General features: G+C 62.9%; 15 protein-coding genes and 1 pseudogene. 8 read left to right on the forward strand and 8 right to left on the reverse strand.

Annotated features, from left to right (window positions below; genetic code table 11):
- Positions 1-33 precede the first annotated feature (33 nt).
- Positions 34-1,257: an APC family permease gene (locus tag ABLE71_RS05905; protein ID WP_348782423.1), complete on the forward strand. Its 1,224-nt coding sequence runs from the start codon at positions 34-36 to the stop codon at positions 1,255-1,257.
- Positions 1,258-1,449: 192 nt separating this feature from the next.
- On the opposite strand, the gene ABLE71_RS05910 is transcribed toward ABLE71_RS05905, so the two are convergent.
- Positions 1,450-1,980, reverse strand: a complete 531-nt coding sequence (locus ABLE71_RS05910; protein ID WP_348782424.1) for an Hsp20/alpha crystallin family protein — start codon at positions 1,978-1,980, stop codon at positions 1,450-1,452.
- Positions 1,981-2,252: 272 nt separating this feature from the next.
- Here ABLE71_RS05910 and prs point away from each other — a divergent pair, with 272 nt between their 5' ends.
- On the forward strand, positions 2,253-3,233 hold the full coding sequence (gene prs, locus ABLE71_RS05915) for a ribose-phosphate diphosphokinase (RefSeq protein ID WP_348782425.1): 981 nt from the start codon (positions 2,253-2,255) through the stop codon (positions 3,231-3,233).
- Here prs and ABLE71_RS05920 read toward each other — a convergent pair.
- On the reverse strand, positions 3,178-4,131 hold the full coding sequence (locus tag ABLE71_RS05920) for a hypothetical protein (RefSeq protein WP_348782426.1): 954 nt from the start codon (positions 4,129-4,131) through the stop codon (positions 3,178-3,180). The two genes, prs and ABLE71_RS05920, sit on opposite strands and share 56 nt — an antisense overlap.
- 222 nt (positions 4,132-4,353) lie before the next feature.
- Here ABLE71_RS05920 and ftsH point away from each other — a divergent pair, with 222 nt between their 5' ends.
- On the forward strand, positions 4,354-6,174 hold the full coding sequence (ftsH, locus tag ABLE71_RS05925) for an ATP-dependent zinc metalloprotease FtsH (RefSeq protein ID WP_348782427.1): 1,821 nt from the start codon (positions 4,354-4,356) through the stop codon (positions 6,172-6,174).
- A gap of 195 nt (positions 6,175-6,369) precedes the next feature.
- On the opposite strand, the gene ABLE71_RS05930 is transcribed toward ftsH, so the two are convergent.
- Complete coding sequence (locus ABLE71_RS05930) at positions 6,370-7,197, reverse strand: universal stress protein (protein ID WP_348782428.1); 828 nt, start codon at positions 7,195-7,197, stop codon at positions 6,370-6,372.
- Positions 7,198-7,385: 188 nt separating this feature from the next.
- Here ABLE71_RS05930 and ABLE71_RS05935 point away from each other — a divergent pair, with 188 nt between their 5' ends.
- Complete coding sequence (locus ABLE71_RS05935) at positions 7,386-8,066, forward strand: DUF6629 family protein (protein WP_348782429.1); 681 nt, start codon at positions 7,386-7,388, stop codon at positions 8,064-8,066.
- Between the two features lie 61 nt (positions 8,067-8,127).
- Positions 8,128-8,325: pseudogene (locus ABLE71_RS05940) on the forward strand (IS3 family transposase); the annotation flags it as partial.
- Between the two features lie 189 nt (positions 8,326-8,514).
- Here ABLE71_RS05940 and ABLE71_RS05945 read toward each other — a convergent pair.
- The 5 genes from ABLE71_RS05945 to ABLE71_RS05965 all read right to left on the reverse strand — a co-directional run bounded on the left by ABLE71_RS05945 (position 8,515) and on the right by ABLE71_RS05965 (position 15,926).
- Positions 8,515-9,045 (reverse strand): host attachment protein, encoded by a 531-nt coding sequence (locus ABLE71_RS05945; protein ID WP_348782430.1) that lies wholly within the window; start codon positions 9,043-9,045, stop codon positions 8,515-8,517.
- Between the two features lie 130 nt (positions 9,046-9,175).
- Positions 9,176-11,035, reverse strand: coding sequence for an alpha/beta fold hydrolase (locus tag ABLE71_RS05950; protein WP_348782431.1), 1,860 nt, complete (start codon positions 11,033-11,035; stop codon positions 9,176-9,178).
- A 546-nt stretch (positions 11,036-11,581) separates the two neighbouring features.
- Positions 11,582-12,841 (reverse strand): gephyrin-like molybdotransferase Glp, encoded by a 1,260-nt coding sequence (gene glp / locus ABLE71_RS05955; RefSeq protein WP_348782432.1) that lies wholly within the window; start codon positions 12,839-12,841, stop codon positions 11,582-11,584.
- Positions 12,842-12,924: 83 nt separating this feature from the next.
- Positions 12,925-15,393 carry an arsenate reductase (azurin) large subunit gene (locus ABLE71_RS05960; protein WP_348782433.1) on the reverse strand — a complete coding sequence of 823 codons (2,469 nt, stop codon included), beginning with the start codon at positions 15,391-15,393 and terminating at the stop codon, positions 12,925-12,927.
- A gap of 11 nt (positions 15,394-15,404) precedes the next feature.
- Positions 15,405-15,926: an arsenate reductase (azurin) small subunit gene (locus tag ABLE71_RS05965; protein WP_348782434.1), complete on the reverse strand. Its 522-nt coding sequence runs from the start codon at positions 15,924-15,926 to the stop codon at positions 15,405-15,407.
- Between the two features lie 245 nt (positions 15,927-16,171).
- Here ABLE71_RS05965 and ABLE71_RS05970 point away from each other — a divergent pair, with 245 nt between their 5' ends.
- Genes ABLE71_RS05970 through ABLE71_RS05980 form a run of 3 tightly spaced genes read left to right on the forward strand, consistent with a single transcriptional unit; the run spans position 16,172 to position 19,837 of the window.
- Positions 16,172-17,065 carry a PhnD/SsuA/transferrin family substrate-binding protein gene (locus tag ABLE71_RS05970; protein WP_348782435.1) on the forward strand — a complete coding sequence of 298 codons (894 nt, stop codon included), beginning with the start codon at positions 16,172-16,174 and terminating at the stop codon, positions 17,063-17,065.
- On the forward strand, positions 17,062-18,525 hold the full coding sequence (locus ABLE71_RS05975) for a HAMP domain-containing sensor histidine kinase (protein WP_348782436.1): 1,464 nt from the start codon (positions 17,062-17,064) through the stop codon (positions 18,523-18,525). The genes ABLE71_RS05970 and ABLE71_RS05975 overlap by 4 nt, the downstream gene beginning before the upstream one ends.
- Entirely contained in the window at positions 18,503-19,837 is a 1,335-nt protein-coding gene (locus tag ABLE71_RS05980; protein WP_348782437.1) for a sigma-54 dependent transcriptional regulator, read from the forward strand. The genes ABLE71_RS05975 and ABLE71_RS05980 overlap by 23 nt, the downstream gene beginning before the upstream one ends.
- Positions 19,838-20,217: the final 380 nt, after the last annotated feature.

The raw sequence follows: 20,217 nt of genomic DNA on the forward strand, positions 1-20,217 counted from the left end.
CCTCAAGACCAATACGCGGCCCCAAGCCGCGAGATGCCCAACCGTCTTCAAATAGAAGGGCAGGCGTCACTACATCGTCGGCTCAGCCTGCCGCTCCTCGTCCTGTACGGTGTCGGCATCACCGTAGGTGCAGGCATCTATGTGCTGATAGGAGCGGTTGTTGGCCATGCAGGCATCTACGCTCCCTGGTCCTTTGCATTGGCCGCTTTTGTGATGGCATTCACTGTCGGTTCTTATGCCGAACTGTGCACGCGTTTTCCAGTCAGCGCCGGCGAAGCCGCCTACGTCAGGGAAGCGTTCCATTCGCGCCCCCTCTCTGTGTTGACGGGCCTGATCACCATCGGGATCGGAGCGGTCTCTTCCTCTGCGGTTGCGCTTGGATCGGCTGGATATATCCAGCAATTCATCGATCTGCCGCAAAATCTCATCGCTGTGATCGTCGTGTTGGTTCTCGGCGTGGTGGCGGCTTGGGGAATTTTGGAATCTGTGCTCCTCGCGAGTTTATTCACCGTGATCGAGGTCGGCGGATTGGTGGCGATCATTGCTGCCGGCATCTATGCCGATGTGCCGGCGACCATATCCTTGCAGCCGCCCCTCGAGATCGAAGCGCTGTCAGGGATCGCTTATGCAAGCCTTCTCGCCTTCTTTGCGTTCATTGGCTTTGAGGATCTTGCCAATGCAGTGGAAGAGGCGAAAGTCCCTCACCGGGATATCCCGCGAGCCATGGTGCTCACACTGATCATCTCCACATTTCTCTATATTGCAGTGGCGGCCACTGCGGTTGGTGCTGTTTCCGTCGAAAGACTGTCAACGGCGCCAGCACCGCTCAGCCTGGTCTTCCGCGAATTGGCCGGCATCAGTCCGATGACGATCAGCGCAATAGCTATTGTCGCAACGTTGAATACAATTCTGGCACAGATGACCATGGCCGCACGCGTGATCTATGGCATGGCGCGCGGAGGCGACTTGCCGAGGGCTGCCGGCCACGTCAATCCACGAACCGGAACACCGCTTCTGGCCACATGTCTCGTGGCCGTCGTTGTGATCGCCTTGGCATTGTCGGTGCCGTTTGAGTGGCTCGCGGAGAGCACTTCTCTGGCAACATTGTCAGTCTTCGGGCTGATCAATCTGGCCTTGCTGACGATTCACGTTCAGCGAGCCAACGTGCACCGCCATCACTTGCGCGTTCCAATCTGGGTCCCAGCCGCAGGATTCATCAGTTGCGTGGCAATGATCGCGAGCGCATTGCTGCGCTGACCGTCGGTTTCACAAGACACCGGCAACGGTAGGTCGAGACTCTCTGACGATAGCGCCGGATGTCTCTTGCGGCAGCGGCCTGAGGACCACGAAAATGGGGGGCTCGCCGCAGAATGTCAGGGTCGTGGCCGCCATACCAAACGCGTCAAAGCCGTCAGCGCGCTGACCGCGCTGACGTGAAGAATTCGATGGTCAGGCCGCCTTGACCGTGATCTTCTTCTCGGCTTTCTGGGCCTCGGCAGTTTTGGGAAGTGTCACTGTCAGCACCCCCTTGGCGAAGGTCGCATCGATTTTGTCGGCGTCCACTCCTACCGGAAGCTGAAACGAGCGCTGGAAGGAGCCGTAGCGACGTTCGGACAGATAGTAGTCCTTCTCCTTCTCTTCCTTTTGTTCCCTCTTCTCGCCCTTGATGGTGAGAGTGTGATTTGACAGCTTGATCTCGACGTTATTCTCGTCGATGCCGGGCAGCTCGGCCGTGATTTCGTATTCAGTTCCCTTCTCCACAAGATCCATCGCAGGCGCGACCGACCAAGCCTCCCGCAGCTTGGGCATGTCCAGATCGAAAACCGAGCGCGAGGATGGCAAACGCCAGCCGAACGGATGGAAGTCGTCGAATGCGCGTTCGATCTCGCGGCGCAGGTTGTTGAACGGTGTCCAGCCTTCGGGGGATGCGATGGTGGATTTCTCGGACTTTACAGGTAGTTTGGTGGCAGCTTCAGCCATGGTTTTTCTCCTCTCGAGTTGAATTGCTTGGCAGATGCCGGTCGATCCGTCACTTCGCGAATTCACGTCTTGCGACGCTTTCTTCGCCCGCTTAATCAACTTCGGCTCGGCAACTTCGGCTCGGCCTGACATGGTTTGTATTAAAGCCTAAAGGCGTGACGGCCTCATTGATCCGCATCAAAGATCAGCCGAATTTTCTGGCGACCTAAGAGGGGGCAGCGTCGTTTGATACCGATCAATGCGGTCGGCGCCCCAACCGGATAGAGGGATGTATGCGTCTCTTTGCATTGAACGGTTCCGAAGAGTTGGGCGCGGCGGCAGCGTCGGCGCTTGGCGTCAAGATCGACCCGCATGAGGAGCGCGACTTCGAAGATGGCGAACACAAAACCCGCCCACTTGTTAGCGTACGCGGGAAGGACGTCTATGTTTTGCTTAGCCTCGCGGGAGGCGGCGGTTCATCCGTCAATGACAGACTGTGCAAGCTCTTGTTCTTCCTGGCGACGTGTCGCGAAAACGGCGCTGCACGAGTGACAGCGGTCGTTCCCTATCTCGCCTATGCTCGCAAGGACAGGCAGACCAAGGCTCGCGATCCGGTGACAACGCGCTACGTAGCGAAGCTGTTCGAGGCTGTAGGGACCGACCGGATTGTAACACTCGACGTCCACAATTTTGCAGCGTTCCAGAACGCGTTCCGGTGCGAGAGCATACATCTCGACACGCGCAAGCTATTTGTGCCGATCATCCGCACTCTTGTGGGCGACCACCCGGTCACGGTCTTTTCGCCCGATTGCGGCGGCGTGAAGCGGGCACAGTTGCTCAAGGAGACTTTTGAGGCGCTCACGGGGAAAGATATCGGCTTCGGTTTCATGGAGAAGCGCCGAAGCCGCGGCGTGGTTTCCGGGGATATCTTCGCCGGTGACGTCACCGGCTCGGATGTGTTCATCGTCGATGACATGATCGGCACCGGCGGGACCATGTTACGCGCTGCGCTTGCCTGCCGCGAACGCGGTGCAAACGCTATCCACGCGATTGCCGCGCACGGTGTGTTCGGCAAGGGTGCCAAAGCGCTGTTCGACAGCCCGGCAATAGACCGCATCATCGTTACTGATAGCGTCGCTTCGGCGGCAAGCGCCAAAGCCGATTACCCTTCAGCCCGACTCGACATTCTGCCGGCTGGTTCCTTGATTGGCGAAGCCGTCAAGCGCCTCCACTCACATTCTTCAATATCCGATCTCCTGGGGATCGAGAACTGAGGCATTCTCGCTCCGCCTGCTGGATGTAACGGATAGCGAGAGGCCGCCATTTCCCGGCGTGACGAACCGGCCGCTCGAGCAGGTGAGCAATGCACAGCCGGGCCCTCAGCAGCGCCCGATACCCGCCATAGAGTGCGAGGAGCCCGGTATCCGGGCGGTAGGGGAAGCGGTTATCGAGTGCGTGGTTCAGCCGAGGCCGGATCCATGGCATGCCGAGAATGTCACATTCCATTCCAAGGCAATTGATCTCGTCATAAGGGTCTACGATACGCATCGAACGATTGAATTCCAGGCAGTCGATGATCTGCGGAGGTTCAGCCAGGCAGACATGCTCAGGGCGCAGGTCGCCATGTCCTTCGACGATCGCGCCGCTGGCAACCCTCGCTTCGATCCACGGCCTTGATCGTTGCAGGAGGTTGTCCACCATATCGAGCGTATCCGAGGCGATGTCGACCAGCCCAAACTCATGGCGCAGCAAGATCGCGCGGTTGATCCGCTGCTCCTTGACGAGTTGCCGCAGATAGACGTCGCCATTCGTGATTTCAGGTTCCAGTTTCGAATAGAAGTCCGCCAGCAGCTCGGCGACTTTGCCGATCTCGTGCTTGGTTACATTGTCTGTCCGGATGCGCTCATCCAGCATGTCGGTCTGGGGGAGTCTGTTCATCTCAACCAGCCAGTCGATGGCGCGTCCTTCGCCGCCGAGGACGAAACCGCCCGATGCGTTGCGGCAAAGAGGGGTGACTTGCCGGTAGGTTTTCGCGGCAAGCCGCCGGTTCAGTCGCAATTCCTCTCCGCAGAAGAAGCGGCGTTTGGCAATTGTGCTGAAATCGAGGAATGCATGCCGCACCGGCTTCTTCAGTTTGTAGACTCGAGTGTCGGTCAGGAAGACCCAGGACATATGGGTCTCGCGAGCTTCAACGTGTGTCGTCGCATGATTGTACGCTGCCGGTTCGCTCAGAAAGCTCACCTTTTCCGCAAGGTCTGCGATGTGCCGTCGCCTTGTCATCGTGGACACAATGCCCGCAGGCGCGTGTAGGCACTTTGACACGTATCAAGGACCAGCCCGCAACCCCTGACATGATGCGGGCAGTCAACAACGCGCGAAGTGACGCCGGAAATTATGGATCGCAAGCACAGTTTCAACATCGGCTATCTCATCGCCGCGCTGGTTCTGATCGCGCTCTTCCAGCTGTGGCTAGGGTATCGGGATGTGGCCTCGATCTCCTACAGCGACTTGGTGCGCTATGTTTCGGGCGGGAACGTCGCATCCGTGACGGTGACGGAAACGACGATCCAGGGTCGCTTTTCGGCGCCGCAGAACGGCAAGCAGTACTTTGTCGCCAACCGCGTCGATCCCGACATGGCCGAACTGTTCGAGAAAGCCGGCGTCGAAATAACGGGCGCCACCGACAGCAACTGGCTGACCACGATGCTGTCATGGGTGCTGCCCACGCTCATCTTTTTTGGCTTGTGGGCCTTCCTGTTCCGGGGGTTCGCGGATCGTCAGGGAATGGGCGGGCTGATCAACATCGGCAAGTCAAAGGCCAAGGTTTATCTGGAGCGCAAGACAGGGGTCACCTTTGACGATGTCGCTGGTGTCGATGAGGCCAAGGCTGAACTGCAGGAGATTGTTTCCTTCCTGAAGGACAAGGACAAATACGGCCGTCTCGGCGCCAGGATTCCGAAAGGCATCCTGCTCGTAGGGCCGCCTGGAACGGGCAAGACCTTGATGGCGCGGGCCGTCGCAGGCGAAGCGGGTGTGCCGTTTTTCTCAATCTCCGGTTCCGAGTTTGTCGAAATGTTTGTCGGCGTCGGGGCGGCGCGAGTACGCGACCTGTTCCAGCAGGCGCGACAAGCCGCGCCCTGCATCATTTTCATCGACGAACTGGATGCACTCGGGCGCGCCCGCAGCCCGTTCGCGGGCTATGGCGGCGGCGACGAGAAGGAACAGACGCTGAACCAGCTTCTATCGGAGCTGGATGGCTTCGATCCGCGGGTCGGCATCGTGCTGCTCGCTGCCACCAACCGGCCGGAGATTCTCGATCCGGCTCTGCTACGGGCCGGGCGATTCGACCGGCAGGTGGTGCTCGACCGACCCGACCGCAAAGGGCGCGCGGCGATTGTCAAAGTCCACATGAAAAACGTTTCGGTCGCCCTGGAAGTCAGTGCGGACGAAATCGCCGCGATCACGCCCGGCTTCACTGGAGCGGACCTTGCCAACCTCGTAAACGAAGCCGCTATCGTGGCCACGCGTCGCGGTGCCGACCAGGTGACGATGGATGACTTCACCAATGCGGTCGAGCGTATCGTTGCCGGGTCGGAGCGCAAGAGCCGCCTGCTCAAGCCTGAAGAACGTGAGCGGGTTGCCTTTCACGAAATGGGGCACGCCCTGGTGGCGGTGGCGACGCCCAGGGCCGATCCGCTACACAAGGTCTCGATCATCCCCCGCTCGATCGGTGCGCTTGGTTATACGATGCAACGCCCGACCGAGGATCGATTCCTGATCACAACCAGCGAACTCAAGGATCGGATGGTGGTGCTCATGGGCGGCCGCGCGGCCGAGGAAATCATATTCGGCGAAGTATCGACCGGCGCGGCTGACGACCTTGCCAAGGTCACGGACGTCGCCCGCCAATGTGTCACGCGCTTTGGCATGGACCAGACAGTAGGCCAGGCGGTTCTCGAAGAGCAGCGGCTGCAGTGGCTGGGTGACGCGCCAGGCTCTCCGCACCAGAAGGATTACTCAGAGGCAACAGCACGGGAGGTGGATCTCGCCGTCAGGGGCATGATCGAAGCGGCCTACACCTCGGCAAAGGAAATGCTCAATGCAAGGACCGCCGATTTGCGCGCCGGTGCGAAACTGCTGCTCGAGAAAGAAACGCTGACGCCCGACGATTTCGCGCCGCTACGTCGCGCGGCGCAGCTCCTTCCCGCAGCCTGAGCGAAAAGTCGCCGAGACGACCTGTCTCGCGCCCCCACCGGCGACAGACATACTGTCACCCGAGCGCCCGCAGTGGAATCGATCGATTCAAATGCGGGCGCCATGCTTTGACGGGCGCATTCCCTTCAAATATGGCAAATTCGATATGGATCGCGCGCTCGGGATCTTCTGATCGCGTGAGGCACGAGTAAGTCCTCAGTTGGACAACAGCCGATTGATCACTCCGCGACCGATAAGCGAGCGCGTCACGCCGCCAAAAGCCCATTCCCGAAGGCGGCTGTGACCGTAGGCTCCTGCAACCAAGAGGTCGGCCCCAATCTCGCGCGCGATATCCTCTAAGGCCTGAGCAGCATTAGCATGGCCCAATTCCAGGACTTCGGCACGGGCCTTGACACCATGTTTCATCAAGAAACGGACGACGTCGGCAGCGCTTCCTTGGGCGGACTTCAGGTCATTTTCCGCAATGGTGGCTACTACGGCCTCGCGCGCATTCCTCAGGAACGGCATCGCGTCAGCTATGGCGCGGCGCGCCTCGCGCGCATCCTTCCAGGCGACGAGCACGCTCTTTGCATCGAGTGCTGCCAAACCGTCTGCCGCGAACAAGACAGGGCGCCCAGCAGACAGGATCAGCGTTCCAGCGTCGACAGTTCGATGATGATTGCCGGCGATGCCTGGGGCGGGAGAACCAGTGACGATTAGATCCGCAGCGCGCGCATGCATTGCGAGAAGCCGCGTCGGATTGCCGACGTCCCCCCGCCAAGACACTTTTTCGCTGTCGCCGGCGATGCCCAGGAATTCCTCCTTCAAAGCCTTGAGGCGGTCTTCGATTTCTGCGGCGCGCTGCCGCATCATCTCAGCCGCAACGACGCCGCCATCGTCGCTTGGAACGAAAACTTGTGGGTCGGCCGCGGCGAACGCGATCAAGTCCGCTTCGAACCGGCTGGCAAGATCCAGCGCGAACTTCAACCGTGGGGAAGCCGGGGAATCCACATCAAGCTGGACCATGATTGTGTTGAAGATCATCTTCTTCCGCCTCCGCGTTGAGGCGACATCAACATAACGAAGCGGCGCTCGCTTTGATGCGCATCAAAGGATTTGGCAAATCTGCCGATTTGTGTCGACAGCTTTGATTTCTGGGAGAGTGATCCAATCGCGGCGAACCCATTCAAGATTCGTGAGCGAAACCAGCAGAATTCTGCGAGAGTATTATTTTGGGCGAAAGATCGGCGATGTGTTTTTCCGCGACGGCAAGTTTCATCACCATGGGCCTGACCGGCGCCATGGGAATTGCGGCACTCCGACGAAGCAATACCTGGCAAGAGCTTCCCATTGCCTCGGCGCCGATCTTCTTTGCAATTCAGCAGGGACTGGAGGGGCTGCTGTGGCTCAATTTACCGGTAGATCCGCAAGGATCGATCTCGACCTGGTTGACATTTCTGTTCTTGATCGCTGCGGAGGCATTCTGGCCGATCTATGTGCCGGTCGCTACTCTCCTGATCGAGCCGAATGAAGGTCGCCGACGGCTCATCTTGGCCTGTCTTGCGGCCGGTATCGCGGTTGGCGCTTACCTCCTTTGGGACATAGTCAGATCGCCACACGGTGCTGTCATCCAAGCTGGCCATATCGTCTATGTGAACGTAACCAACCACGGTGTCGTGGTGGCACTTGCGTATCTTGCTGCGACTGCACTCCCTTTGATGCTTTCAACGCGGCCCATGGTGGCCGCCCTTGGAGTGATCGTTCTCGTGGGTTCGGCCATTGCTTTCGCATTCTATTGGGAGGCTTTTGTCTCTGTCTGGTGCTTCTTCGCGGCGGCCGCCAGCATCGTTCTTGTATTGTATTTCGAAACCTCGTACCGAAAGCGGATCCTGGTCACCAGCATTGGAAATTAAGCACGAACTGCCGGAAAATACGCGTTCGTTTTGCTCGATGTCGCGAGCGGTGAGCATGCCGCTGACGTACCGCTTCATCAACGAGAATCGTCACGAACACGCGGTCATTTCGATGTGCCGGGTGTTGCGTATCGCCCGGGCGGGTTTCTACAGATGACTGTACAGGCCTGTCAGCGATTATGCGAAGGAAGATGCCAGGCTGCTGGAACTCTTCCGCGATTCCTACAGGGCGAGCCATGGGGTGTACGGCGCACGCAGGGCCCGAGCGATTTCGACGGCGACGGGCACCCCGCCACGTGGAAGGGCATAGACCAACCACCGGCTTGTCCCCCATCGGAGACAGCCTGGCCGCGAGCTGCCGGCTGGCGTCCACGCGATCTGTAAATATGATGCCGGAGGTCTTCATGGCGCAAGCGATCCCAAGTCCATGGACACTTCTTGCACGTTCTCAGCCCGGCACGGCTATCAGGCGCCGCAATTGCTCGCGAAGCTTCAGCGCCGGCAGTTTGGTGAAGTCCTTTGCGACCTGCGCCCGCACGACCGAAGCGAGTCCGGTCGGCATGAGCTCGCGCAGGACCCCCAGCATGCGGGGCGGCGCGCAGATCACCAGTTGGTCGAAGTCTCCCGCGCCCCGGCGAGCCTCCAGGTTCGACAGGAGCGAGAGAGCGAACCTCCGAGTCTCATCGCGCACGGGATCGGCATGGTATTCCATCGCGGAGCGTCGTGCGCCGATCGACGCGAAGCTGCGCCCCGGGGCATCCGCCATGATGTCACGCAGTGGCCGATGTTCGGCGCTGACCTCGAAGATGGTCTCCACCGGCGCCTGCTCCATGTTGCCCGCGTGTTCGGGATGGCGGACCAAGCGGGCGTGCGCTGCGTCAGCCAGAAGCACCCAGATCTCTGTCTTGCGCATCAGCGACCCCCACATGCCGTAGCCAGAATTCGGGAAGTCCTCTGCCCCTGCATTGACCTCGATCAAGATTCGTCAGCCTGATCTGGCCGGGGCAGATGCTGGAACGCGTTTGCCGGCCGGGAAGCACCTTTTCGGCCGCGAGATCGGGCGCGGCGCGTCCGGGTTCCCGGTGTTGTCTGCCCGCGCCGCTGCGTGGTCATTCCTGGAAGACAAAGGTCCCGGGAGCGGTGCCGATCGGCGCGAGACCTTTGTCCGGGGCGCCAGTCGCTGGCGGCGCCGCCGGGCAGCTGCTCTTGCCGTCCAGCCAGGCTTTCCATTCCGGCCACCACGAGCCATTCCGGGACGTTGCGTTGGCCAGCCAGTCGTCCGGCCCGACATAGAACGCTCCCACTGGTCGGTGCGATTGGCGGTAGCGGCTGCGCGGATTGCCGGGCGGGTTGACGATGCCGCTGTTATGGCCGCCGCTGGTCAGCACGAAGGTCAGGTCGCAGTCGGTGAACAACTGCGTTTTGTAGACCGATTTCCACGGCGCGATGTGATCCGTCTCCGTGGCGACGACAAACATCGGAGCAGAGATGTCCTTGAGCGCGATCACGCGTCCCTCGACCGCGAATCGCCCTGCCGTCAGGCGGTTCTCCAGGAATAGGCTCCGCAGATACTGCGAATGCATCCGCGCGGGCATCCGCGTGGTGTCTGCAACCCACACGCCCATGTCGGTCGGCAGATCGTCCTTGCCCAGGAAGTAGCGCCGGACGGCCCGCGACCAGATCAGGTCCTCGGACCGGATGGTCGAGAAAGTCCGCGCCATCTGCGGGCGGTCGAGATAGCCCTGATCCCACATCAGGTCCTCGAGGAAGGCGACCTGGCTCTCGTCGACGAAGAGCAACAGCTCGCCCGCCTCGGCGAAATCGACCTGCGCGGCCATCAGCGTGATGCTGGCGAGGCGGTCGTCGCGCTCGCGTGCCATCGTTGCCGCCGCGATCGCCAGCATGGTGCCGCCGAGGCAGTAACCAACCGCATGGACCTTGCGTTCGGGCACGATGGCATTGACCGCATCGAGCGCCGTCAGGACACCTGTCCTGCGGTAGTCCTCAAGCGACAGATCCGCCTGCGCAGCGGTCGGGTTGCACCACGAGATCATGAACACCGTGAAGCCTTGGCCGACAAGATAGTTGACCATCGAGTTGTCCGGCGAGAGGTCGAGGATGTAGTACTTCATGATCCATGCCGGCACGATCAGGACCGGCTCTGCCTGGACCTGCGCGGTCCGCGGCGCATACTGGATGAGTTCGAACAGGTCGTTCCGAAAGACCACGGTGCCCGGCGTGCAGGCTAGGTCCTGGCCGACGCGAAATCCTTCGGGCGCCGGATCGCGGGTTTGGGTCAGGGTTTTCAGGAGGTCCTGGGCGAAATGGGTCGCGCCATCGGTCAGGTTCCGCCCCCCGGTGGCGACGGTTGCGGCGATGATCTCGGGGTTGAGCGCGGGGAAGTTCGACGGCGAGACCGTGTCGAGCGCCTGGCGCGCCATGAAGCGCACACGGTCCGCATCCTCCGGCCGCAGGCCGCGCAGGTGGTCGGTCGCGTGATCCCACCAATCCTGAACAGCCAGGAATCCCTGCTGCCACATCTGGAACGGCGGCTTCCGCCAGCTCGCATGGTCGAAGCGATGGTCATAGCGCTTCGGCGCAAAGGGAGGCGCGACGTCGGTGCCTAGACGGGCGAGATGGCCCGCAAGCTTCAAGGCGTTCTGTCCGGCGCGTTCGACAAGCTCGAGTTGGCGCCCAGGCGATTCGCACATGTGGAATACCCAATCCGTCCAAGCGTCGATGAAGGCATGGGTGGAGACGCCTGCGCTGAGTCGTGCGAGCGCCGCACGTACGCCGCGATCAAGGGTCAGGTGGGGGTGATCCGGAGGTTGGCTGACAGGAGGTGGCGTCCGTCGCCTTGTTTCGGCGCCCGACGTTGTCTCTGGAGCCGGCCGTTTTTCCGGCAAGGCGGTCACCGGCCCCGGATCGTAGGCAATCCGCTTTTGCTCGCGCCTCAAGATGACCTCCACGCACTAGAGGCCTGTTCATGCCATGACTTGAAGAGTTGCGACTTGATCGAAAACAATCCGGCGGCGACGTGAAAGCCGTCATTCCGATAAGGCTATTACGCGCTGACGCGGTTTTAGCGCGCTTTTGGCAGTTCGGGTGGGAAACCGGGCGAGCTGCAAATCATGGAGGAGGATCGCGCAAATCGATCCGTCACGTCCTGCGGCGACCACTGCAGCCGACGCGGAGGGCCGTCTTCGCGACCCCTCCGGCGCCGACCGAGCATCATGTCTGCTTCCGGTCGAATGTTGAGGGTGCCTCTATGGCTGATTTGCGGCGCTTAGCCGCCCGTCGGGATTGGGACCGGAAGCGGTCAGGCAGCTTTAAGGATCCGATATTCGGAAGTGGCCCTTCTGCCGGCGCCGTCAGTCATAAAGTGACCTTCGTTCTCCGGAGGGGCGGCAGCGTACGAGGTTGCCTAGCCTACGAAGGCGCCAAGACTAGAACGCTCCTCGGCTGATTGCCCTTTGTGCCGTATCCTGCCTTCCTGCTATACCGCAGCGTAGGCGCTAACTTGGCTCGAAAGAGAGACGCGTCCCGTGTTCGACACGATCGAGACCTGGCGAGAGCACCGCTATGCCCTCGGCCTGCGATATCGCACGCAGGCTGGCGGAGGAGCCGCGGCCGAGCATGATGAGGCGAGGTAGCCCGTCCGAACCTCCCGCGCTGAGCCGCACGGGGACGAACTCGGTACGGTCGGCTCGCTTCTCATGGGAGAAACCGGCGACGGCCTCCACCCACTTTGGGGCGGTCTCCACCATCCCGGCGAGCCTGCGCAGGGCCGGAAGCGCGATCACGCGGAACGTGACAAGCGTCGCGTTCGGATTGCCTGGAAGGCCGAGGAAGAGCGCCGCGCCAATCCTTCCCACCTTCACCGGCTTGCCGGGTCGCATGGCCACTTTCAGGACGTCCAGCGTCCCGCCGCCGGATCCGACGGCCCAGGAAACATGGTCCTCTTCTCCCGCCGAAACGCCACCGGTGGTGATGACGGCATCGCAGCGTGACGACGCCTCGGCCAATGCTGCAGAGATCGCCTGGCGGGTGTCGGGGACGATGCCGAAGTCGACCACCTCGGCCCAGCGGCAAGCGTCGAGGCTGGCGCGCAGCATGACGCGGTTCGAGTTGAATATCTGGCCCGCAAGCAGCGGCTGACCCGGCTCCTTCAGTTCGGACCCCGTCGAGATCAGGCCGATCCGGATCTTGCGGCGAACCTCGATGTCCGCCAGACCCTGCCCGGCAAGCAGCGCGAGCTGTTGCGCGGTCAGCACGGCGCCTGCTTCGAACAGCCGCTCGCCCTGGCGCAAATCTTCCCCGGCGGTGCGGATGTTGCGTCCGGCGCGCGGCCGTTCGTCGATGACGACGACATTGCCCTCAAGACGGCACTTCTCCTGCATGACGACGGCATCGAAACCTGGCGGAACCGAAGCCCCGGTCAGGATTCGCACTGCGCCGCCGAGGGTCTCTGCAGGCGTGTCACCGGCCGCGATCCGGCCGGTCACGGGGAGCCGCCAAGGCCCCGATCCGGCCAACTCATCGAGTCGCACCGCATAGCCGTCCATCGCAGAGCTGTTGAACGGTGGCAGGGCGAGCGCTGCAATCCCCCCCGTTGCCAGAACACGGCCGTTCGCAGCCAGGAGGTCGATCGTTTCCGTCCCGGCGACTGGCGTCGCCGCCGCAAGCGCCTTGGCGGCGGCGATGTCGACGGGGATGACGGTGCCAGTCGCGCCGGCTTCGCAATGGTCGAGGAAAACTCGCGCAGGCGCGGTCATGGGCTGCTCCGGAAGGGCCTCGTGACGGGAGGAGTTCGGGAGCGCCGCCGGGAGTTCCGGCCCGGCAGCGCGATGCGAGGCGGTCAGCCCGCGCTGTATTCCATCGACTTGAACGAAAGGTCCGCCGCCGAGGCGGGCGCATCCGAGATCTTCCGGATGTTGGCCCAGGTGTGCTTGTAGTTAGGCAGGATCAGCTCGTTCGTGCCGGCGTTGACGATGTTGCCCTGCGCGCCATTCGGCGCGCCGAACACCATGAAGGTCTCCTTTCGCCGCGCGGTAGGCGTCGGATAGACCAGCGCCTGCGTGGCGCCGACATCGTTGAAGACCTCGACGAGATCGCCGGCCTTGACCCCGAGTTCGGCCATGTCCTCCGGGTTGATCTCGATGAACGGGATCGGGAAGCGATCGGAGACGAAGTCGTTGGCCTTGTCGAGGAACCAGTTCTGCCAGATGATGTTGGCGCGGCCGTTGTTGATGAGGAAGGCGTAGTTGTCCCTCTGGTAGGCCTTGCCCGGCGCCTGCAGCCCGCGCCATTCGCCGCCGCAGAACAGCGCCTTGCCGTCCTCGCGGCCGTGCCGCGTGAACTTGCCGTCGGTGTAGAGGCGCTTGGTGCCGACCAGCTGGCCGTTCTCGAAGCCGGCGACCGGCTCCTGCACGCCGTTGTTGCCCATGGCGCGAAGCCGATCATAGGTGACTTCCGGATTGCCGGAGTTGTAGCCGTCCATGAAGGCATCCTCCTCGGTCTTCCAGTCGTAACCCTTGAACTGGTCGGCATAGGCGTCCCGTCCCTCTTCGCGCAGGATCCGTTCCAAATTCTGGGCGATCGCGGCGGCGATCAGGCAATCCGGCTTGGCATTGCCCGGACCGTCCATATACTTCTCGACCAAACGCAACCTGCGCTCGCCGTTCATGGAGGTCAGGTTCATCTCGCCGGACTCTACCGCCGGCAGGATGACGTGCGCGGCCTGGCCGATCTGGCTGTGGATGATGTCCACGTTGACCGAGAACAAGCCGCCCGCATTCATCGCGCCGACAATGGCCTCGACCAGCTCCTCGCGCGTCGACCCCGCATGGGCGTCCATGGCGTCCTTCACCATGTTCGTGCGGCGGTTGTACTCCCGCTTGAACTCGGTCGCGTTGAGTGTGGTCTTGTAGTGGTCGTTGGCCCAGATGTGGTGCACCTTGCCCCGGCCGCCGATGATGAGCTGGTCGATATAGGGAGCCGGACGACCGACATGTGCGTCGGATGGGCGGAAGTATCCCTCCTGATGACCGCCGAGACGGCACACGCCACCGCCTTCGCGGCCGATATTGCCGGTTGCGAGCCCGATGTTCACCAGAGCGCCGATGACGCGGTAGTTGTCGTTGCCCCAGATGATGCCCTTCTCATAACCTGTGGCGCATTTGCGGCGCGAGCCGTCGTCCTTCGGCTTGGCAATCCACTCCGCCGCCTTGACGATGTCGGCCTCGGACAAGCCGGTGATCGACGCGCCTTCGGCGAGCGACATCTTGCACTTCTCCCTTGCCATCTCGAACGAGCCGAGAGCCGCCGGGTGCGCCTCGTCCAGCGGCACCGCGACGTCGCCCTGGAGCGTCGATGCCGCGATGAAGTCCTTGTCCACCCAGCCCTGGTCGCAGATGTAGGTGAAGAGCGTATTGAACAGCGCCAGGTCGGTACCGGTCTTGATCGCCAGGTGCAGCACGTTCTCGGCGCCGGCCTCCACCTCGCAGGCATTGGCGGTGACCGTGCGGCGCGGATCGACGATGATCACTTTTGCGCCATTCCTCATGCCCGGAACCATGTGGTTCAGGAACAAATTGGTCTGGCATTCCAGCGGATTGGTGCCGACCAGCATGATCGTGTCGGTAAGCGTGTAGTCCTCATAGGCGTAGTTCAGTTCGTCAACGCCCATGTCACGCGTCGAGTGAACCTCGGAATTGTAGGCCGGGCGGTTGTGGATGCGGCAGTTCTTGACCTTCATAGAGCCGAAATAGAGCTTGCCGGTGCCCCAGGTGTTCTCGTAGCCGCCGGCCGAGCCGCCATGATCGAACATCGAGACGAACAAATCGTCCTCGTCGTCCTTGTCGATGACGCGGGCGGTGACGCGGGCGACGAGGTCGAGCGCGTCGGCCCAGCTCGTCGGCTGCCAGGTGCCGTAGCGCCAGACCATCGGCTCGGTCAGCCGCTGCTGCTGCGTGCCGGTCTTGTCGGAGCGGCGGTTCTCGGCCATGCGGGCGCCGCGCACGGAACCCAGGCCCGAATTCACCACGCAGCCGTGGTCCGGCTTGATCACGAGGTGGACGTCCTTCCCGTCCTGCTTTACGATGTTGTACATCGAAGGCGCATACCAGGCTTCTGTCTCGGCGGGCTGCTGTTCGGCGAGGTTCACGCCGAAGGCGTTGGCTGCGGCATCCGTGCCGCCCTGCTTGTTCACCGGCCATGTGTAAGCATGGTAGCCGCAGCCGACGATGCAATAGTGGCAGGTGACGTTGTGCTTCTTGGCGTCCGCCGGGATGATCGGCAGGCGGTCGATGTTTCGCTTGTAAGCCATGGTTCCCTCCCTCACAGTACGTTCGACAGGCGGCCGTAGAGTAGCTCGTCCACGCCTTCGGCGTAGATGTCGCCCTTCTCGTCCACCCTCAGCGCGTATTGCGGCAGGTTCTGCGTCGCCTGACCCCAGATCTGCTGTCCCCCGGCCTCGCAGTCGAAGCGGGAATAGTGGCCGGGGCAATTCAGCGTACGATCCGCGGCGACGTAGTTCAGCGCAAAGCCCTTGTGCGGGCAGATCGTCGAGAAGCCGACGATGTCGCCGTCCGGACCCGCGCCGCCTTCGACGCGTGTGCCGAGCTTGAGCAGCACGCCAGGGGCGTTCTCGTCCGGATAGGCAACGTCCAACGGTTCGTTCGGCTTGAGGTCGGCGACATTGCCGAGGCGGTTCGACGGATAGTCGACCCGTGCAAGCGCTGCGGCCTTGGCAGGCGCGGCGGGAAGCACGACGGCGGTGGCGGTAGCGGCGGCGGCAATTGCTCCTCCCCGCAGAAACTGACGGCGGCCGACATCGACCAGCTTATCGCAACGATCCATTGTTTTTCCTCCCTGGTTCGCGACTGGGTACGCAAAGAGTATTGCAAGGAGGATGCCAGAGGCCGCTCGCCGTCCCGGCGCCGCAGTTGCGGGGACTTTGAGATCGCCGTCGATCGCCATGTCCGGAATTCCGGACATGCTGCACCGCCGTTGGTCCGAGAACCCGGACATGCCGGGCGGCGGACGATTCCGGTCGATTTTCGGTGACCCCGGCGCTAGTCTTGCTACCAGGGAGGACAGCGAAGTTGTCTGCACGGTACCCAGCCGCGGGCAAAGTACTCACGCGCCGTTCGGCCATGGCGCTCTGCGCCGGGGCGGCAGCATCGGTCGCGTTTGCCCCGGGCCACCCCCACGCCGAGGGCAACGGCTTCAAGTTCGGCCTGACACCCGTCTTCCTGTCAAACGACCTTGAACTGCTCGCGGCCCTTCGCGCCTACCTGACCGAAGCGATCGGCGAGCCGGTCGAACTGGTCAGCCGGCGGACCTACCAGGAGATCACGGCGCTGCTGGTCTCGGGCCAGCTCCACGCCGCGTGGATCTGCGGCTACCCCTACGTCCAGTTCAAGGCCGACCTCGACCTCGTCGCAACACCGTCCTGGCACGGCCAGCCGCGCTACCAGTCCTACCTGATCGTCGCGGCAGACAGGCATGCGGATACATGGGAAGACCTCAAAGGCGACATGCATGCCTTCTCCGACCCCGACTCGAATTCAGGCTTCCTCGTCACCCGCGCCCTGCTCGCGGAGAACGGGCTTAGGCCCGAAGGCTTCTTCTCCCGTCATTTCTACACCTACGGCCACCGCAACGTGATCCGGGCGGTGGCATCGGGCCTCGCCCAATCCGGGAGCGTCGACGGCTATGTCTGGGATGTAATGAGCGAACTGGAGCCGGACCTCGTCGGCCAGACGCGCATCCTGCGACGCTCCGAATGGCTCGGCTTCCCTCCGGTGGCATCGCCGAAGGGACTGGCAAGCGATCCCCGCGTCGCACGGCTGAAGGAAGCGCTGACGACGATGGATCGTGACGCGAACGGACGAAAGGTTCTCGCCCTGCTGCGTCTCGACGGCTTCGTTGCCACGGAGCCCGAATTGTTCGACACGATCGCGGCCAAAGTCGATACGGTGAGGCGGTTTGGATGAGGCTCATCGGCCGCCTGCGCGCCATTCCCGTCTCCTACCGGGTGCCCGTCCTGGTGGCGCTCCTGATGGTGGCGATCAGCGCAGTCCTCTCGGAGCGCGTGCTCGACCGCCTGTCTCGGACGCAGGAATCCTTCCTCGACGGGCTTGCCGGCAGCTATCTCGACGGGCTGTCGGCCTCGGTGCTGCCGGCAGTGCTGCGCGGCGACGTGTGGGAAGTCTTCGACGCGCTCGACCGATCGCAGACCTCCTACGAGGCGCTTTCGCCGGTCGAGGCTGTCGTCACCGGCGCCGATCTCAGGGTTCTGGCGGCCACGGACCCGACCCGCATTCCCTCCTTCTCGGACCTCCCGGAAGCCTATGCCGCGCGCTACGGCGCGAGGACCGTCACACTCGATGCGAAGGCGGCCACCGGCTTCGCCCGCCGTGACCTGATGCACCAGGGACAGGTTGTCGGGGCGATCCATGCAACCTTCGACGTCTCGCACCTCTTTGCCGAGCGCCGCGAGATCCTCGTGACCCTGCTCGTTACCAACGCCATCCTCGCCGCCGTCTTCGCGCTCGGCGGCTTCCTGCTGGTGCGCCGGATGATCGAGCCGATGCGCGTGCTCGAGGACCACATGCGCGCCGCGGCAAACGGGGTGGCCGAGCCAATCCCGTCAGCGGACTTCCCGGCCCGCGGTGGCGAGGTGGCGAGCCTTTTCAGCGGCTACAACGCGCTCGTCCACGCCGAGCGCGAACGCTCGAACTTCGCCATGCAGCTTGCCGAGGAGGAAAAGCTGGCGAGCCTCGGACGCCTCGCCTCCGGCATGGCGCACGAGATCAACAATCCGCTGGGCGGCCTGTTCAACGCCATCGACACTCTGAAGACGCATGGCGCAACGCCCGGGGTCCGCGACACCTCGATCGACCTGATCGAGCGCGGGCTGCACGGCATCCGCGAGGTGGTCGAGGCAGCGCTTGCCACCTATCGCCCGGAGCGATCGGCGCGACCCTTGAGCGCCCAGGACCTCGAGGACGCCCGCGTCCTCATGAAGCCGGAACTGCGCAGGCGCAGGCAGCGGCTGGACTGGCAAGTCGACTGGCCCGCCGACACCGCGGCAACGATCCCCGGCGGGCCGGTACGGCAAGCCGTGCTCAACCTTCTGCTCAATGCCAGCGCGGCGACCCCCGAAGGCGGCGAGATCGGCCTCAAGGTCGAGCGGACAGCGGATCGGTTGAAGCTCACCGTCTCCGACCAGGGGCCGGGCATGCCCAACGATTCAATTTGCATGCTGACGGAGGCGGACCCTGGTCCCGCCGTGAGCGCCGGCAGGGGGCTCGGCCTGTGGATGGTGCGTCGCATGGTCGACGCATGTGGAGGCAAAACCACCGTCGATACCGACCGGGCGACGGGTTCGGTCGTCACCCTAATCCTGCCGATCCGGGAGGAGGCGCAACATGAACGCAGCCATGCCGCCTGATCGCGCGCGCGTCGGGCTGGTCGAGGACGATCCCGTCATGGGCGGCTCCATCGTCCAGCGGCTGGAACTCGAAGGCTGGGACGTTACCTGGTGGCAAACTGGCGGGGAAGCAGTCGCCGAGCTTGGCCGCGTCGCCTCGGAGTTCGACCTCGTCGTCTGCGACATCAGGCTTCCGGACATGTCCGGCGAGGCGGTGTTCGAGCAACTCGCACGGCAGCCGAACCGCCCGCCCGTCCTGTTTGTCACGGGGTTCGCCGAGATCGACCAGGCGATCCGCCTCATGCGCTCGGGCGCCGTCGACTTCATGACCAAGCCCTTCGCGATGGACGACTTCCTGAAGCGGATTGCCGCCGGCCGGCGCACGGCGCGCTCCGGCGTTCGGCTGAGAGATTATGTGCTTGGCCAGTCGCCGGCGATCCAGCATGCAGAGGACCTCGTCCACCGCTATGCCGCCCATGATTTGCCCGTTCTCATCACCGGCGAGACGGGATCTGGCAAGGAAGTCGCCGCCCGCCTGCTGCATCAGGTCTCGGCGCGGGCCGAACAGCCCTTCGTCGCCGTAAACTGCGCCGCGATCCCGGCCGAACTCCTCGAAAGCGAGATCTTCGGCCACGAGAAGGGCGCCTTTACGGGCGCCCACCAGCGCCATCTCGGCTATGCCGAGCGGGCAAAAGGCGGCACGCTGTTTCTCGACGAGATCGGCGACATGCCGGCGGCGCTGCAGGCCAAGCTGCTCCGTCTGATCGAGAACGAAGCCTTCACGCGGCTTGGTGGCGAGACACCCGTAGCCTTCCGCGCCCGCATCGTGGCGGCAACGCACCGTGACCTCGCGGCCGGGCAGGCCTTGGGCTTTCGCGAGGACCTCTATTTCCGGCTCGCCGTGCTGCCCGTCGAGATCCCGCCGCTGAGACAGCGGCCCGAGGACATCGTATGGCTGCTCGACCGCTTCCTCGAAAACGCCATCGCGCGCTCCGACGCCCGCATCCGCGGCTTCAGCGCGCTGACGGAGGAAGCGGCGCTCGCTCATCCGTGGCCCGGCAATGTGCGCGAACTGCGCAACCGCGTCGATCGCGCCGTGGCGCTCACGGCTTCGGAATGGATCATGCCGGGCGACCTCTTTCCCGACCGCCCGGGAACGCAGTCTCAGCCCGGCTTCCTGCCGCTGGCCGATGTGCGCGACGCGGCCGAACGCCGGCAAATCGAACGTGCGCTGGAACAGACCGGCGGTCAGGTCATCAAGGCGGCGGAACTGCTGGGCATCGGCCGCTCGACGCTCTGGGAAAAGATGACCAGGCTTGGAATTCGCGACTGACGTTCCGCGTAGACCTGCCTGACGCCTCGTGCTGCTTGCCGTAGCCTTAGATCAATGTAGTGCTTCCCTCCGTTGTCAGATATGCCTCGCTAGCGGCTGCTGGCGGCGACCCAGGCTTCGCGCTTCCCTCGCAACGATGTCCGCTCTCAGCGTAGGGAAATGCCGGGCGCGATGACCGAAATGAGGCGCGAAGCGGTTCGACAGCTTTGGGGCCGTCAACGGACGGTCCGCTTTTGGACTTGAAGGATGAAAAGCGGCCGTTAGCTATCGACCGCAATTGGCTCGTAGAGGCCAGCTCCAAATTCCTCTAACGGCCGGCGGCACTCGCGTCTGTCCATATCCTAGTGGACCAGATCACTCGAGAGGATGTGGCTGACTTG

The sequence above is a fragment of the Mesorhizobium sp. KR9-304 genome (assembly GCF_040049215.1).
In the GTDB taxonomy this organism is placed as follows: domain Bacteria; phylum Pseudomonadota; class Alphaproteobacteria; order Rhizobiales; family Rhizobiaceae; genus Mesorhizobium_K.